Annotated in this window: 12 protein-coding genes and 2 tRNA genes; 5 read left to right on the forward strand and 9 right to left on the reverse strand. The window is 69.3% G+C overall.

Annotated features, from left to right (window positions below; all coding sequences use genetic code 11):
- The first annotated feature begins 212 nt into the window (after window positions 1-212).
- Entirely contained in the window at window positions 213-1,394 is a 1,182-nt protein-coding gene (locus WAB15_RS15035) for a hypothetical protein (protein ID WP_407289227.1), read from the forward strand.
- Here the strand turns inward: WAB15_RS15035 and WAB15_RS15040 are convergent.
- The gene (locus WAB15_RS15040) at window positions 1,360-3,981 is read right to left on the reverse strand and encodes a valine--tRNA ligase (RefSeq protein WP_407286560.1); all 2,622 of its coding nucleotides are present in this window, start codon (window positions 3,979-3,981) and stop codon (window positions 1,360-1,362) included. The genes WAB15_RS15035 and WAB15_RS15040 overlap by 35 nt on opposite strands.
- Window positions 3,982-4,142: 161 nt before the next feature.
- On the opposite strand from WAB15_RS15040, the gene WAB15_RS15045 reads away from it, so the two are divergent.
- Complete coding sequence (locus WAB15_RS15045; protein WP_399150824.1) at window positions 4,143-5,099, forward strand: hypothetical protein; 957 nt, start codon at window positions 4,143-4,145, stop codon at window positions 5,097-5,099.
- 465 nt (window positions 5,100-5,564) lie between these two features.
- On the opposite strand, the gene clpX is transcribed toward WAB15_RS15045, so the two are convergent.
- The 5 genes from clpX to WAB15_RS15070 form a co-directional block, all read right to left on the reverse strand.
- On the reverse strand, window positions 5,565-6,848 hold the full coding sequence (gene clpX / locus WAB15_RS15050) for an ATP-dependent Clp protease ATP-binding subunit ClpX (RefSeq protein ID WP_310716441.1): 1,284 nt from the start codon (window positions 6,846-6,848) through the stop codon (window positions 5,565-5,567).
- A gap of 180 nt (window positions 6,849-7,028) precedes the next feature.
- Window positions 7,029-7,706: an ATP-dependent Clp protease proteolytic subunit gene (locus WAB15_RS15055; RefSeq protein ID WP_399150839.1), complete on the reverse strand. Its 678-nt coding sequence runs from the start codon at window positions 7,704-7,706 to the stop codon at window positions 7,029-7,031.
- 65 nt (window positions 7,707-7,771) lie between these two features.
- Window positions 7,772-8,374 (reverse strand): ATP-dependent Clp protease proteolytic subunit, encoded by a 603-nt coding sequence (locus WAB15_RS15060; protein WP_174857796.1) that lies wholly within the window; start codon window positions 8,372-8,374, stop codon window positions 7,772-7,774.
- A 295-nt stretch (window positions 8,375-8,669) separates the two neighbouring features.
- The gene (gene tig, locus WAB15_RS15065) at window positions 8,670-10,049 is read right to left on the reverse strand and encodes a trigger factor (RefSeq protein ID WP_399150825.1); all 1,380 of its coding nucleotides are present in this window, start codon (window positions 10,047-10,049) and stop codon (window positions 8,670-8,672) included.
- 230 nt (window positions 10,050-10,279) lie between these two features.
- A tRNA-Pro gene (locus tag WAB15_RS15070) sits at window positions 10,280-10,356 on the reverse strand.
- A gap of 170 nt (window positions 10,357-10,526) precedes the next feature.
- Here WAB15_RS15070 and WAB15_RS15075 point away from each other — a divergent pair.
- A tRNA-Gly gene (locus tag WAB15_RS15075) sits at window positions 10,527-10,597 on the forward strand.
- Window positions 10,598-10,806: 209 nt separating this feature from the next.
- Entirely contained in the window at window positions 10,807-11,178 is a 372-nt protein-coding gene (locus WAB15_RS15080) for an arsenate reductase family protein (RefSeq protein WP_407286561.1), read from the forward strand.
- A gap of 110 nt (window positions 11,179-11,288) precedes the next feature.
- Here WAB15_RS15080 and WAB15_RS15085 read toward each other — a convergent pair whose 3' ends face one another.
- Window positions 11,289-11,483, reverse strand: coding sequence for a hypothetical protein (locus WAB15_RS15085; RefSeq protein WP_384440576.1), 195 nt, complete (start codon window positions 11,481-11,483; stop codon window positions 11,289-11,291).
- 594 nt (window positions 11,484-12,077) lie between these two features.
- On the opposite strand from WAB15_RS15085, the gene WAB15_RS15090 reads away from it, so the two are divergent.
- Complete coding sequence (locus tag WAB15_RS15090; protein WP_407286562.1) at window positions 12,078-13,247, forward strand: acyltransferase family protein; 1,170 nt, start codon at window positions 12,078-12,080, stop codon at window positions 13,245-13,247.
- Here the strand turns inward: WAB15_RS15090 and WAB15_RS15095 are convergent.
- Both WAB15_RS15095 and WAB15_RS15100 read right to left on the reverse strand, forming a co-directional pair.
- Entirely contained in the window at window positions 13,237-14,121 is an 885-nt protein-coding gene (locus WAB15_RS15095) for an ABC transporter ATP-binding protein (RefSeq protein WP_407286563.1), read from the reverse strand. The two genes, WAB15_RS15090 and WAB15_RS15095, sit on opposite strands and share 11 nt — an antisense overlap.
- Before the next feature lie 220 nt (window positions 14,122-14,341).
- A complete protein-coding gene (locus WAB15_RS15100) occupies window positions 14,342-15,538 on the reverse strand; it encodes a PP2C family protein-serine/threonine phosphatase (protein ID WP_407286564.1) in 1,197 nt (398 codons plus the stop codon).
- Window positions 15,539-15,603 lie beyond the last annotated feature (65 nt).

Genomic DNA, 15,603 nt, shown 5'->3' on the forward strand with positions numbered 1-15,603 from the left:
CGGCTTCATGAGAGGGCCATGAGAGCCCCATGAGAGCCGCCCGCACCCGTTCCGGATCAGCCGACGGGACAACTTTCCGCTGCGTTTCCCCCTCTTCGACGGCGGGCCGCGGCCACCGGTGATCACCGCTCGGCGCGCTCCCCGGTGGCAAGCAGCAGGCAGTGGGCGGGAAAGCGGGAGCTGAGATTCGAGTGCCGGCAATCAGTCAGCGGATGCATCTGGTGCTGCTCGGCGCCTGGACGGTGCTCTGGTTCGCCGTCGTCGAGCCGCACGGCGGATTCTCCTGGCACTACCTGCGCACCGGCGGTGAACTGATCTACCAGGGCACCGCGGGCGACGGCACCGGCGGGCTCAACCTCTACGCGCACCACCCCGAGCTCCAGATGGGCCCGCTCAGCTTCCTGACCGCCGGCCTGTTCAACCCCTTCCCCGAGGCCACCGGCCAGTTCCTCGCCGCGGCCCTGATGTCGCTGCTCGGCCTGGCGATCGTGGTGCTGGCGGGCCGCAGCGCCGCCCACCACTTCCTGGGTACCGGCACCAACCACCAGCGGCTGCAGCAGCGCGTACTGATAGCCGGGCTGGCCTTCATCCCCATGTGGATCGAGGTCGCGGTCCGCTTCGGGCACCTCGACGACGTCCTCGCGCTGTTCTTCACCGCCCTCGCGGTACGCGCCGTCACCCGCGGCAGCCCCGCCCTCACCGGCGCCTTCCTGGCCCTGGCGATGGACTCCAAGCCCACCGCGCTGGCCTTCCTCCCGCTCCTGCTCGCCCTGCCCAGGCGCCAGTGGCTGCGGGCCGGCCTGTGGTGCGCCGGGCTGGTCGCGCTGGCCTGGCTGCCGTTCTTCGTCGGCGATCCGCAGTCGTTCGCCGCGGCGAAGTTCGCCATCCCCAACCATCCGGCGTCCGCCCTGCGCTGGCTGGGGGTCGGCGACCCCGAGACCCCCGGCTGGGACCGCCCCGCCCAGGCCGCCCTGGGCCTGACGCTGGGCGCGACAGCGGTCTGGCGCGGCCGCTGGGCGGCGGTGGTCCTGCTGGGCGCCAACGCCCGCATCGTCCTCGACCCCAGCGTCTACACGTACTACACCGCGTCCGTGCTGCTCGGCACCCTGCTCTGGGACGTCATCGGCCAGCGCCGCCTGGTCCCCTGGTGGAGCTGGCTGGGTCTGCTCACCCTCTACGGCAGCGTCTTCGCCGTGCCCGACGACTCCGCCCGCGGGCTGATCCGGCTGGCGTTCGTGGCCGTCTCGACGGCGTATGTACTCCTGTGGCCGGTGCGCGAACGCGGGCGCCGGGGGCGGGGACGGCGCAGGCCCCCCGCCCATGGGGACGAGGGGCCTGCGACGAGCCTGGGGACCGGCGCTACGCCTTCGGCAGAGCCGCCAGCTGGGCGGTGATGCGGACGATGTCCGCCTCCGCGGCCTGAAGCCGGCCGCGGATCTTGTCCACGACCTTCTCCGGCGCCTTGGCGAGGAACGCCTCGTTACCGAGCTTGCCGGTGGCCTGCGCCTTCTCCTTCTCGGCGGCGGCCAGGTCCTTCGTCAGCCGCTTGCGCTCGGCCTCGACGTCGATCGCACCGGACAGGTCCAGCGCGACCGTCGCGCCCGCGACCGGCAGCGAGGCGGTGGCGCTGAAGTCCGCACCGGCCGGCTGCAGCCGCAGCAGCGAGCGCATCGCGGCCTCGTGCGCCGACAGCTCCGTACCGGACAGGTCCAGCTGCGCGGGGACCTTCTGGCCCGGCTGCAGGCCCTGGTCGGAGCGGAACCGCCGGACCTCGGTCACGACCTGCTGGACCAGCCCGATCTCCCGCTCGGCCGCCGCGTCCCGGAAGCCGGAGTCCGCCGGCCACTCGGCGATGACGACCGACTCCCGGCCGGTCAGCGTCGTCCACAGGGTCTCGGTGACGAACGGGACGATCGGGTGCAGCAGGCGCAGCGTGACGTCCAGGACCTCGCCCAGGACCCGGCGCGAGGCGTCGGCGGCCGGTCCGCCCGCCATGAACGTGGTCTTGGACAGCTCGACGTACCAGTCGAAGACCTCGTCCCACGCGAAGTGGAAGAGGGCGTCCGACAGCTTCGCGAACTGGTAGTCCTCGTAGTAGGCGTCGACCTCGGCGATGACCTCGTTCAGCCGGGACAGGATCCACCGGTCGGTCGCCGACAGCTGCTCGGCGGGCGGCAGTTCGCCCTCGATCGTCGCGCCGTTCATCAGCGCGAACCGCGTGGCGTTCCAGATCTTGTTGGCGAAGTTGCGGGAGCCCTGGACCCAGTCCTCGCCGATCGGCACGTCGACACCGGGGTTGGCCCCGCGGGCGAGCGTGAACCGGACGGCGTCCGACCCGTACTTGTCCATCCAGTCCAGGGGGTTGACCGCGTTCCCGAAGGACTTGGACATCTTCTTGCCGAACTGGTCGCGGACCATGCCGTGCAGCGCGATGGTGTGGAAGGGCGGGGTGCCGTCCATCGCGTACAGCCCGAACATCATCATCCGCGCGACCCAGAAGAACAGGATGTCGTAGCCGGTGACCAGCACGGAGTTCGGGTAGAACTTCTCGACGCTCGGGGTCTGCTCGGGCCAGCCCAGCGTGGAGAACGGCCACAGGCCCGACGAGAACCAGGTGTCCAGGACGTCGGTGTCCTGGTGCCACCCCTCGCCGCTCGGCGGCTCCTCGTCCGGTCCGACGCAGACGACCTCGCCCTTTGGCCCGTACCAGACCGGGATCCGGTGGCCCCACCACAGCTGACGCGAGATGCACCAGTCGTGGAGGTTGTCCACCCAGCCGAAGTAGCGCGACTCCATCTCCTTGGGGTGGATCGCGACCTTGCCGTCCCGCACCGCGTCGCCCGCGGCCTTGGCCAGCGGGCCGACCTTGACCCACCACTGCATCGACAGCCGCGGCTCGATGGTGGTCTTGCAGCGCGAGCAGTGCCCGACGGAGTGCGTGTAGGGACGCTTCTCGGTGACGATCCGGCCCTCGGCGCGCAGAGCGCCGACGATGGTGCTGCGGGCCTCCAGGCGGTCCAGGCCCTGGAACGGGCCGTGCGCGGTGATGACCGCGTGCTCGTCCATGACGGCCAGGCTCGGCAGGCCGTGCCGCTGGCCGATCTCGAAGTCGTTGGGGTCGTGCGCCGGTGTGACCTTCACCGCGCCCGTGCCGAACTCCGGGTCGACGTGCTCGTCGGCGACGACCGGGATCCGGCGGCCGGTCAGCGGCAACTCGATCTCGGTACCGACGAGATGGGCGTACCGCTCGTCCTCCGGGTGGACGGCGACGGCGGTGTCGCCCAGCATCGTCTCGGCCCGCGTGGTGGCGACGACGATCGAGGCGTCGCCCTCGCCGTAACGGATCGACACCAGCTCGCCGTCGTCGTCCTGGTACTCCACCTCGATGTCCGAGATGGCGGTCAGACAGCGCGGGCACCAGTTGATGATCCGCTCGGCGCGGTAGATCAGCTCGTCCTCATAGAGGCGCTTGAAGATCGTCTGGACGGCCTTGGACAGACCCTCGTCCATCGTGAACCGCTCGCGCGACCAGGCGACGCCGTCGCCCAGGCGCCGCATCTGGCCCGAGATCTGGCCACCGGACTCGCCCTTCCACTGCCAGACGCGCTCGACGAACGCCTCGCGCCCCAGGTCGTGCCGCGACACGCCCTCCTTGGCGAGTTCCCGCTCGACGACGTTCTGGGTAGCGATACCGGCGTGGTCCATGCCCGGCTGCCAGAGCGTCTCGTACCCCTGCATCCGCTTGCGGCGCGTGAGGGCGTCGATGAGCGTGTGCTCGAAGGCGTGCCCCAGGTGGAGGCTGCCGGTGACGTTCGGCGGCGGAATGACGATGGTGTACGGGGGCTTGTCGCTCTTCTCGTCCGCCTCGAAGTAACCCCGCTCTACCCAGCGCTCGTACAGCGGCCCCTCTACATCGGCCGGCGTGTACTGAGTCGGCAGTTCGGGGGCGCTGTGGTTGCTCTGCTGAGTGTTCTCGGTCACGACCGACAGTGTACGGGCGCGGATGTAGCAGCTTCGAATCGGTTTCGCCCCCGGGGCAACGCTTGTCAGCGGCGTCGTACAGGATGTCGGCAGCGCATAAACATCGCAGGACTTCACACGCAGAACTCAACTGGCTTCAGTTGTCACGAGGGGAACGCTCCATGAGCTACAACCAGCCGCCTCCCGGTCCGTACGGGCAGCAGCCCCCGCAGCCCGGCCCGTACGGCCAGCCGCAGCAGCCGCCGGCCCCGCAGCCCGGATACGGCTACCCGCAGCAGGGCGGCCAGGTGCCTGGGCAGCAGGGCTACGGCTACCCCCAGCAAGGCGGCCAGGTGCCCCCGCAGCAGGGCTACGGCTACCCCCAGCAGCCCGCCCCCGGCTACGGCCAGCAGGCCCCGTACGGCGGCCAGCAGACCCCTTACGGCGTGATCCCCCAGGGCCCCGAGGAGTCCGGCGGCGGCAACGGCAAGAAGATCGGCCTGATCGTCGGCGCGGTCGCGGTCGTCGCCGCGATCGGCGTGGGCGCGTACTTCGTCTTCGGCTCGGGCGGGGATGTGAAGCCTTACACGATCTCGATGCCGGAGAAGCTGCTGAACAACGAGTTCAGCAGGGCGCCGGGCTCCCCCGCCGGAGCGGCCGAGGACTTCTCGAACGACAAGGAAGCCAAGGCCATGGGGATCACGGAGAGCAAGGGCGTCTCCGGGCGGTACTCCAACGCCAGCAAGCTGCAGCTCACCGTGAGCGGCGTCTACGGCAAGGTCGCCGACCCGGAATCGGCGGTGGACCAGGCGTTCGCCAAGGTGGAGGCGAGCCAGAAGAAGAGCATGGGGAACAAGGACGTCAAGATCGAGACGGTCTCGGGGCCGACCGCGTACTCCCCGGACGACTTCGACGGCGCCGTCCTGAAGTGCAAGGAGCAGAAGCTCACGGCGACGCAGTCCGGCGTGAACGTGTCGATGAACATCTCCCTGTGCATCTGGGGCGACAACAGCGCGCTCGGCACGGTCACGATGGTTCCGACGCCGTCGCCCACGGGCGGCTCTGCCACCGCGCCCAACGCCGAGGAACTGTCGGAGAAGACCGCCAAGATCCGCAACGAGGTCCGTAAGGAGAAGTAGCCGCCCCGCCTCGTGCGCCGTTGTGGGGGCGGCGACACAAACGGCGGCCAACGGCCCCCGACGACAGAGCCGCCCGGCAGCGGGAGAAGCTGCGGGGCGGCTCTTGTGCGCTCCGTGCACCCATGGAGGCGAACCGGCCCTTCTGGCGGATCTTTGGCCAAAACCCCGACCGCACCGGCTCAGGCCACAACCAAACAGTGCACATCGTTCCTGACCGAGGCCGGGTACAGGGTGGGGCCTAAGGCAAAGGGCGCGTGCAGCACTGTGGGCACCGGCGACTGGATGTCGCGCCGTATCCAGGTCGTGTACTGCGCAGCCGCCCTGACCAACATAGGCGTCAAGCCCGATCACGCTGACAAGGCCTGCGAACTGGGCACCAAGAGCTGAACCGCAGGTCGGCACCACGACAAGAGAGCCGCCCGGCAGCTGATGCTGCCGGGCGGCTCTCTTCGTGCGTGTCGTGCGCTACGCGCTCTTCTCCTGGGGCTCGCCCGAGTCGCCGCGGGTGCGCGGGACCAGGGTCGGGTTCACGTTCGAGTGAACGACGTCCTCGGTGATGACGACGCGGGCGACGTCCTTGCGGGACGGGATCTCGTACATCACCGCCTGGAGGACCTCCTCCATGATGGCGCGCAGGCCGCGGGCGCCGGTGCCGCGGAGGATCGCCTGGTCGGCGATCGCCTCCAGCGCCGGGCGGTCGAAGTCGAGCTCGACACCGTCGAGTTCGAAGAGGCGCTTGTACTGCTTGACGAGCGCGTTGCGCGGCTCGACGAGGATCTGGAGCAGGGCCTCGCGGTCGAGGTTGTGCACCGAGGTCAGGACGGGGAGGCGGCCGATGAACTCCGGGATCATCCCGAACTTCACCAGGTCCTCCGGCATGACGTCCTGGAGCTGGTCCTTGGACTCGATCTCCCGCTTGGACCGGATCGTGGCGCCGAAGCCGATGCCCTTGGCTCCGGACCGGGACTCGATGATCTTCTCCAGGCCGGCGAAGGCGCCGCCGACGATGAAGAGGACGTTCGTGGTGTCGATCTGGATGAATTCCTGGTGGGGGTGCTTACGGCCGCCCTGGGGCGGCACGGAGGCGGTGGTGCCCTCCAGGATCTTCAGCAGCGCCTGCTGGACGCCCTCGCCGGAGACGTCGCGCGTGATCGACGGGTTTTCGCTCTTGCGGGCGACCTTGTCGATCTCGTCGATGTAGATGATGCCGGTCTCGGCCTTCTTGATGTCGAAGTCCGCGGCCTGGATCAGCTTGAGGAGGATGTTCTCGACGTCCTCACCGACGTAGCCGGCCTCCGTCAGGGCCGTGGCGTCGGCGAACGCGAAGGGGACGTTCAGCATCCGGGCGAGGGTCTGCGCGAGCAGGGTCTTGCCGGAGCCGGTCGGGCCGAGCAGCAGGATGTTGGACTTGGCGAGCTCGATGCCCTCGTCGCCGCGGCCGGGGCCGTTCTCGCCCGCCTGCACCCGCTTGTAGTGGTTGTAGACGGCGACCGAGAGCGCCTTCTTCGCGGGGTCCTGACCGACGACGTAGCCGTTCAGGAACTCGTAGATCTCCCGGGGCTTGGGGAGCTCCTCCCACCGCACCTCGGAGGTCTCGGCGAGCTCCTCCTCGATGATTTCGTTGCAGAGGTCGATGCACTCGTCGCAGATGTACACACCAGGTCCCGCGATGAGCTTCTTCACCTGCTTCTGGCTCTTTCCACAGAATGAGCACTTGAGCAGGTCGCCGCCGTCACCGATGCGTGCCACGAGGTGCTTCCCCTTCGCCTGGGATCCGCATTGCTCCACGGACCCGGGTGCTTGCCTATCGACGGTACCTTGCCGGGCCCCCCGTACGGGCCCCCCTTGGACCGACTCGGTTCACTCGATCCCGTACCGGTCCAAGGGGGCAACACTCCGGCTCACTTCGCGAAGATCGCGAGCAGATCCCTAACCGATCGAGACCGACGACTTGCGCGTCGAGACGATCTGGTCGACCAGACCGTACGCCAGGGACTCCTCGGCGGTCAGAATCTTGTCACGCTCGATGTCATCACGGATCTTCTCGATCGGCGTGGAGGAGTGCTTGGCGAGCAGGTCCTCCAGCTGCGAGCGCATCCGCAGGATCTCGTTGGCGGCGATCTCCAGGTCGGAGACCTGACCGCGGCCGGTCTCGCTGTAGGGCTGGTGGATCAGCACCCGGGCGTTCGGCAGCGCCATCCGCTTGCCGGGGGTGCCGGCCGCGAGCAGCACGGCCGCGGCGGAGGCCGCCTGGCCCATGCAGACCGTCTGGATGTCCGGCTTCACGAACTGCATCGTGTCGTAGATGGCCGTGAGCGCCGTGAAGGAGCCGCCGGGGCTGTTGATGTAGATCGAGATGTCGCGGTCGGGGTCCATCGACTCCAGGCACAGCAGCTGCGCCATGACGTCGTTGGCCGAGGCGTCGTCGATCTGCACGCCGAGGAAGATCACGCGCTCCTCGAACAGCTTGGCGTACGGGTCGTACTCGCGCACGCCCTGCGACGTGCGCTCGACGAAGCGCGGGACGATATAGCGGGACTCCGCGCGCGGGCCGGAGAACTCGGCCTCCGGGCGCTGGTGGAGGCCGCTGCCGGGGAAGTTGTTCATCGTGGTGTTCACCATCCTGGTGGCGATCAAGTGGGCTGGGGTGGCTGGGGCGAGTGCTTCGGGGCTCAGGCCCCGGTGCCGCCCCCGCCCGGAACCCCGGCGGCGGAGGTCATCACATCGTCGATCAGGCCGTACTCCTTGGCCTCGTCGGCGGAGAACCAGCGGTCGCGGTCCGAGTCCTGGGTGATCCGCTCGACGGTCTGGCCGGTGTGGAAGGCCGTCAGCTCCGCCATCCGCTTCTTGGTGTGCAGCAGCCGCTCGGCGTGGATCTTGATGTCCGACGCGGAGCCGGCCAGACCGGCGGAGGGCTGGTGGATGAGGATCTCGGCGTTCGGCAGCGCGAAGCGCTTGCCCGGGGTGCCGGCGCTCAGCAGGAACTGCCCCATGGAGGCGGCGAGGCCCATCGCGATCGTCACCACGTCGTTCTTGATGTACTGCATGGTGTCGTAGATCGCCAAGCCGGCCGAGATCGAGCCGCCCGGGGAGTTGATGTAGAGGAAGATGTCCTTTTCCGGGTCCGCGGCGAGGAGAAGCAGCTGCGCGGTGATCTTGTTGGCGATGTCGTCGTCGACCGGCTGGCCGAGGAAGATGATCCGCTCGCCGAGCAGCCGGTTGTAGACCTGGTCGCCGAGGCCACCGAAGGTCGGCTCAGCGGCGGCGGAAGGCATCGGGATCGTCACGTGTCCACCTGCTCGTTGTCGGACGGCCGGAGCCGTCACAGCGTCGTCTTCTGGGGCGCGGGGATCGGCGCCGTGTATGCCCCCGGCGCTGTTTCGGAGACTCCCCTGCCCTCGTATCTACGGACCCTAACGCGCAGGTCGGACAACGCCATCCCGCATCGATAACTGTTCGCTGTGAGCGCAGGCTGACCGGCCGGTATGACGTACGGGCCCGAACACGCGGACGTGCGTGTTCGGGCCCGTACATTTCAGCCGTTCAACCAAGCCGCGAGGCGGCCGGGGCTCAGGCCTCGGACTTCTCGTCGGCGCCCTCGGCCTCGGCGACGACGGTCTCGGCGACCTCGGCCTCGTCCTCGTCCTCAAGGTCGATGACCTCGCCGTTGGTGTCCTTGACCGTGGCGGCCTCGACGACGACCGCGAGGGCCTTGCCGCGGGCGACCTCGCCGACGAGCATCGGCACCTGGCCGCCCTCGACGACGGCCTGGGCGAACTGGTCGGGGGACATGCCGGAGGACTGCGCGCGGCGCATGAGGTGCTCGGTGAGCTCCTCCTGGCTGACGTTCAGCTTCTCCTTGTTGACCAGCTCGTCGAGGATGAACTGGGTCTTGATGCCCTTCTCCGCCTGCTGCTTGGTCTCGGCGTCGAACTCTTCCTCGGTCTTGCCCTGGATCTCCAGGTACTTCGCGAGGTCGAGGCCCATCTGGGCGAGCTGGTGGTTGACCAGGTTGTGCTTGCGGGTGTTGATCTCGTCCTCGAGAAGCTTCTCGGGCATCGGGACCTCGACCAGCTTCAGGAGCTCGTCGAGCACCTTCTCCTGGGCCTGGGTGGCCTGGTCGTACTTCTTCATCTGCTCGAGGCGCTTGCGGCTGTCCGCCTTGAGCTCCTCAAGGGTGTCGAACTCGCTGGCCAGCTGCGCGAAGTCGTCGTCCAGCTCGGGCAGTTCGCGGGACTTGACCTCGGTGACCTCGACCTTGACCTCGGCCTCCTTGCCCTGGGCGGAGCCGCCCTTGAGCTCGGAGGTGAAGGTGGCGCTGCCGCCGGCCTCCACGCCCGTGACCGCGTCGTCGATGCCGTCGAGCAGCTCACCGGAGCCGACGGTGTACGTGACGCCCTCGGCGACGCCGTCCTCCAGGACCTCGCCGTCGACCTTGGCCTCGAGGTTGACCGTCAGCACGTCGCCGTCCTGGGCGGCACGCTCGACCGGGGAGGTCGAGGCGAAGCGCTCGCGCAGCTGCTCGACGGACTTGTCGACGTCCTCGTCCGACACCTCGACGGCGTCGACCTCGACCTCGATGCCGGAGTAGTCCGGGATCTCCAGGGCGGGGCGGATGTCGACCTCGGCGGTGAAGGCCAGCAGCTCGCCGTCCTTCAGCTCGGTGATGTCGACCTCGGGCTGGCCGAGGACGTTCAGCTCACCCTCGTTGACCGCCTCGGTGTAGAACTTCGGGAGCGCGTCGTTGACGGCCTCTTCCAGCACGGCGCCACGACCGAACCGCTGGTCGATGACGCGGGCCGGGATCTTGCCCTGGCGGAAGCCCTTCACCGTGACCTGCTGGTTGATCTTCTTGTACGCCGCGTCGAGGCTGGGCTTGAGCTCCTCGAAGGGCACCTCGACAGTGAGCCGAACCCGAGTCGGGTTCAGGGTCTCCACGGCGCTCTTCACGGTTCGGTCTCCTTGGGGCTGACTTCTGGGGTTCTGCTTGAGATCTACCGGATACCGGCTGCCCGGGCCCGGCCGATCACGCCCGGTACACAGACACACGGGCACGCAGCTTGCATAGTAACCGCTAGGAGGATGACGCCCACAACGTGATCTTGCACGCCCCGCCGATCTCGCGGGTGCCCCGGTGGGCCGAGGGGCCGTGCCCGGCTGCTGCTGCCGGGCTGACCTGCTGGTCGGGGTGGCCGGATTCGAACCGACGACCTTCCGCTCCCAAAGCGGACGCGCTACCAAGCTGCGCCACACCCCGTCGGTGCGACACGTAGGGTACATGGCCGCGGACAGAACGGCTGCCAGTTATCGCCGTGACCGGTGGGGGCGGCGTACGTGCGGGCGGGGCACGTGGGGAGGGGTGTGCGGCGCACCGCCGCGACCCGCTAGGATGCACTGCGTGCCGAGGTCTTGTGACCGGTGGCGCATGCGGGCGTAGCTCAATGGTAGAGCCCTAGTCTTCCAAACTAGCTACGCGGGTTCGATTCCCGTCGCCCGCTCTTGATGGGAAGACCCCGGGCCGGACGGTTCGGGGTTTTCCGCTTTCCGGCAGACCGGCTCTTCCCGTTCGGCTCTCTCCGGGCTCGGGGCCCCGCGCTCGTCTTCCGTGTCACGCGGCGGACTTCCCGGCCCGCGCCTCCCCGTCCCGCTTCCCCGCCCGCGTGCGCCCCCCTTCGCTCACGGCGCGCGGATCAATAGAGTGGCGGGCATGGAGATCTGGCTCAATCCCGCGTGTTCCAAGTGCCGTTCCGCCGCGCAGATCCTGGACGACGAGGGCGCTCAGTACACCGTGCGCAAGTACCTGGAGGACCCGCCGGACGCGGGCGAACTGCGCGAGGTGCTGGCGCGGCTGGGCCTGGAGCCCTGGGACATCACCCGGACCCAGGAGGCCGAGGCGAAGGAGCTGGGGCTCAAGGACTGGGAGCGCAGCGACGCCGCGCGGGAGCGGTGGATCGCGGCTCTGGCGGCGCATCCCCGGCTGATCCAGCGGCCGATCATCACGGCGGACGACGGCTCGGCGCTCGTCGGACGCACCGAGGAGGCCGTACGCGAAGTGGTGACGCGGACCGGCGACGCATAGCCCCGTACGGCTCGGCACTGGCCGCGATGCGCAGGCCGGGCCTCGTGCGGCGGCCGGCTCAGGGGCCGGCGGGCGCCCGGATCGGTCCGGACCTGGGAACGTGGCCCGGGCTAGAACGTGATGTGGTTGATGGTGTCCGCCAGGGAGTTGAAGAACCGGTTGATGGACGGCGCCATGCCGGTGGAGGCGAGGAAGAAGCCGAAGAGCACGGCGACGATCGCCGGACCCGCCTTGATGGACTTTCCTCTGATCAGCACGATCAGGATGATCCCCAACAGCAGCACAACTGACAGCGAAAGAGCCACAACTGATCACACCCTTGGTCGGAACGCCTCACCCGCCCGGGAGCATGCCGCGCACACCCCCCGGCACCCATCGTGCCACCAACTCCATGCCCACTGCAGGCCGGTGACGAATCATCGGCCAACGCTTTGCCCGGTTCCTGCCATCGGTGGCCGCGCGGCGGCGAGGGGGCGTCCGATGGATGGCGGCGGCGTGGCCGACGGGCGCCGGACGCGGCTCGGTCGAGGACTCCCGGAATTCGCCCGCACGAGACCCCGACGGTAATTCACCCACATCATTCTGATCGTTTTCTTCGCGCCCGGACCGGCTAATTCACTTATTCGTGGCGTCCGTCACGGTCGCATGGAGCGCGAGAGTGAGTGACCGACACCACGGGAACATAGCAGCATAGAAGTGGACATTCCTTCTGCGTCGTTCGCAGGGGATATCACCCCTTTTGGGAGTATGAAGTGCGGCAAATCGGTCGAAAAATCGGAGACTCCGCCCCTTAGATTGCTGGATTTATCCATGCGCTATCCGCCGTGGCACCCAGTGCAATTAAGGAATGGCTCGGATGCGGTTTTACGCATTCGCCGAGCGCCGCTATCGTGCCTCAAATGTTTCCCGCTGCCCCGACACCTCGACGCGAACTGCCCGCTGCCCGCGAGGCGTCGGGAACGGACCGTACGGAGCCCTCGTCACCGGAACCCGGTGTGCCGGAGGACACAGCGACGTCCGTGCCGAAGAGCGGTGGCCGCACCGCGTTCTTCGACAACGCCAAGTACCTGGCCATCGTGCTGGTGGCGATGGGCCATGCGTGGGAACCGCTGACCGACGGCAGCCGGGCCGCCGAGGCGCTCTACATGACCGTCTACACCTTCCACATGCCGGCCTTCATCATCATCTCCGGCTACTTCTCGCGCAGCTTCGACATGCGCAAGGACCGGCTGCAGCGCCTGGTCACCGGCGTGGCCGTGCCCTACATCCTCTTCGAGACCGCCTACGCCTTCTTCAAGCGCTGGGCGGACGACGATCCCGGGCACCCCATCAGCCTGCTCGATCCGTGGTTCTTGACGTGGTTCCTGGTGGCGCTGTTCATCTGGCGGCTGACCACTCCGCTGTGGAAGATCGTGCGCTGGCCGATCCCGCTGGCGGTGGCCATCGCCGTACTCGCGTCCGTGTCGCCGGACATCGGTGATGATCTGGACCTCCAGCGGGTGCTGCAGTTCCTCCCCTTCTTCGTCCTGGGGCTGTCGCTGCGGGCGGAGCACTTCGAGCTGGTGCAGCGGCGGGCGGTGCGGATCGCGTCCGTGCCGATCTTCGCCGCGGCGCTGGTGATGGCCTACTGGGCGGCGCCCAGGATGTCCTCCGCGTGGCTCTACCACCGCGACAGCGCGCAGGAGCTGGGCACCACCTGGTGGATCGGCGCGGTGATGACACCCGCTCTCTTCGGCTGCTCGATCGTGCTCACGGCCTGCTTCTTCTCCTGGGTGCCGACGCGCCGGACGTGGTTCACGGTGCTGGGCGCCGGGACGCTGTACGGCTATCTGCTGCACGGCTTCCTGGCGAAGGGCTCGCGCTTCTGGGGCTGGTTCGACGACTACGCCTGGCTGCACACGCCGCCCGGCGAGATCGCGGTCACGCTGATCGCGGGAGCCATCATCACGGCACTGTGCACACCCCCCGTCCGCAAGGTCTTCCGCTTCGCGATGGAGCCGACGATGGCCTGGGCGTTCCGCAAGGACCCGGCGGACACGGCCCGGGCCCGGGAAGGCGTCAGCGCCTGAGGGCTTCCGCCATGGCCGCCGCCGAGCCCGGCGGGACGGCCGGGATCGGCGGCAGGGCCGGAGCCGGCACCTCACCCCGGCGGGGCTGCGGTTGCCGGCCGCGGGCCGTCAGGCCGGCCATGCGGGCGGCTATGTCCTCGGGGGCGGCGCCCCGCAGCCGGTCGGCGAGGGTGCCCGAGGCGAGGATCAGGACGTCGTCGGCCCAGGACGCGGCGACCGGGTCGTGGGTGACCATCACCACCGTCGTGCCGAGCGCGTCGACAGCGTGCCGCAGCAGGGCGAGCACCTCGGCGGCGGTGCCGGTGTCCAGGGCGCCGGTCGGCTCGTCGGCGAAGATCACCTCGGGGTTCGTGACCAGGGCGCGGGCTATCGCGACCCGCTGCTGCTGACCTCCGGAGAGCTGGCCGGGGCGGCGGCGCGCATGTTCGCCGAGCCCGACGCCGGCCAGCACCTCCGCCGCCCGCTTGCGGTCCGGGCGCCGGCCGGCCAGTCGCATGGGCAGCAGGACGTTCTGCTCGACGGTCAGGGCCGGCAGCAGATTGAACGACTGGAAGACGAAGCCCAGGCGGCTGCGGCGCAAGGCCGTGAGGCGGTTCTCACTCATACGGCTGATCTCTGTGCCCGCGAGTCGTACGGAGCCGGCGGTGGGGCGATCCAGGCCCGCCGCGCACTGCAGGAGGGTCGACTTGCCGGAGCCCGAGGGCCCCATGACGGCGGTGAAGGACCCGTCCGGCAGCGACAGATCGATGCCGCGCAGGGCCTGGACGGCGCCGGATCCCCGGCCGTACTGACGGCGCACCCCCCGCAGTTCGACGGCGTGCCCGCCCGCCGCCTCGGCACCCCGTGCCACTTGTCGCCCGCCGCGCAGCGCCATGTCCCGCGCCCCCCGTCTCGTCCGGCCCGGCCTTCCGTCACAGCCGGTCTCTGCTCCTTCAACGTACGGATCCGGACCCCGCCGCGACCATGAGGACGACCGCACAAAAAGACGGGGGAAAACCCCACCCCCGACCGGTCCCGTCCCTCCGCCGTCGGCCGGATGGACCGCTCGGTCCCGGGCCGGTTCGCCCGCCCCTCCGACCGCAGGCGCCGTTCGGCTACGCGTCCCGGCAGATCAGCAGCAGCGCCCGGTCGTCGTTGACGTCCTTGGCGACGGCCTCGATCAGATGCCAGGCGGCGCCCGCGAAGCCGCTGGCCACGTAGCGGTCGGCCTCGCCGGTCAGGCGGTCGATGCCCTCGGCGATATCGCGGTCGGCGGCCTCCACCAGGCCGTCGGTGAACAGCATCAGCACGTCGCCGGGCCGCAGCGTCCCCTTGATCGGGTCGAACTGGGCGCCGTCGTAGACGCCGAGCAGCGGCCCCTCGCCGGGCTTCTCCTCCCAGCGGCCGCTGCCCGCGCTGAGCTGGAGGGCCGGCAGATGGCCCGCGGAGAGGAGTTCGTAGTCGCCGGATTCCAGGTCGAGGACGAGGTGGATGGAGGTCGCGAAGCCCTCGTCCCAGTCCTGGCGCAGCAGGTAGCCGTTGGCGGCGGGCAGGAAGCCGTGCGGCGGGAGGGAGCCCAGCAGGTAGCCGTTGGCGGCGGGCAGGAAGCCGTGCGGCGGGAGGGAGCCCAGCAGGCCGCCGAAGGCGCCGGACAGCAGCAGCGCGCGGGAGGCGGCGTCCATGCCCTTGCCGGAGACATCGGTGAGCACCACTTCGAGGATGCTGCCGCCGTGGGTGCGGGAGGCGACGACGAAGTCCCCGGAGAAGGACTGGCCGCCGGCCGGGCGCAGCGCCATTTCGTGGTGCCAGCCCTTGGGCAGCCGGGGGAGCTTGCTCTGTACCCGGATGCGTTCGCGCAGGTCGAAGAGCATGGTGCCGCCGCGCCGCCAGGGCACCCCGACCCGGCTGCGGAACTGCGCGATCAGCAGTCCGAAGAACCCGACCGCGGCCACGACCAGCACCGTGCCCGGGGTGATCCGGTCCGGTCCGTCGTCATACGGACCGAACAGCGCGGACTCGACGACCAGGGCGGCCGCGGAGGCGCCGTACAGGACGAGGAGGTTGGCCGGCCGCAGCAGCAGACCGCCGGCGATCACCGGCAGGACCAGGGCGGTCGGGGCGATCCATTCGGGGTGCCAGAGCGTGCCCGTGGCGATGGCGGGGATGGCGATCAGCAGGGCGACCAGAGCGAACCGGTCGGAGCCCTCACCGCGGAAGTAGTCGACCCCGGCTTTGCGTACGCCGACGCGGGCCCGGTGCAGGCCTTTGTGCACCCGGGCCGTCAGGGTTTCCGTTCCCGGGCCGCTTGTCATCGCTCTGGGACCTTATCCACCCGTTCGGCGGCGCGTCGATTCGCCGCACGTCCCCCCGGCCAATT

The organism is Streptomyces sirii (assembly GCF_045690365.1).
Classification (GTDB): Bacteria; Actinomycetota; Actinomycetes; order Streptomycetales; family Streptomycetaceae; genus Streptomyces; species Streptomyces sirii.

Excerpts from the sequence above, each read along its gene's own strand:
- WAB15_RS15035 (WP_407289227.1), top strand. The coding sequence starts at position 213 with ATGCATCTGGTGCTGCTCGGCGCCTGGACGGTGCTCTGGTTCGCCGTC.
- WAB15_RS15045 (WP_399150824.1), top strand. The coding sequence starts at position 4,143 with ATGAGCTACAACCAGCCGCCTCCCGGTCCGTACGGGCAGCAGCCCCCG.
- WAB15_RS15055 (WP_399150839.1), bottom strand. The coding sequence starts at position 7,706 with ATGAACAACTTCCCCGGCAGCGGCCTCCACCAGCGCCCGGAGGCCGAG.
- WAB15_RS15060 (WP_174857796.1), bottom strand. The coding sequence starts at position 8,374 with ATGCCTTCCGCCGCCGCTGAGCCGACCTTCGGTGGCCTCGGCGACCAG.
- WAB15_RS15080 (WP_407286561.1), top strand. The coding sequence starts at position 10,807 with ATGGAGATCTGGCTCAATCCCGCGTGTTCCAAGTGCCGTTCCGCCGCG.
- WAB15_RS15090 (WP_407286562.1), top strand. The coding sequence starts at position 12,078 with ATGTTTCCCGCTGCCCCGACACCTCGACGCGAACTGCCCGCTGCCCGC.
- WAB15_RS15095 (WP_407286563.1), bottom strand. The coding sequence starts at position 14,121 with ATGGCGCTGCGCGGCGGGCGACAAGTGGCACGGGGTGCCGAGGCGGCG.
- WAB15_RS15100 (WP_407286564.1), bottom strand. The coding sequence starts at position 15,538 with ATGACAAGCGGCCCGGGAACGGAAACCCTGACGGCCCGGGTGCACAAA.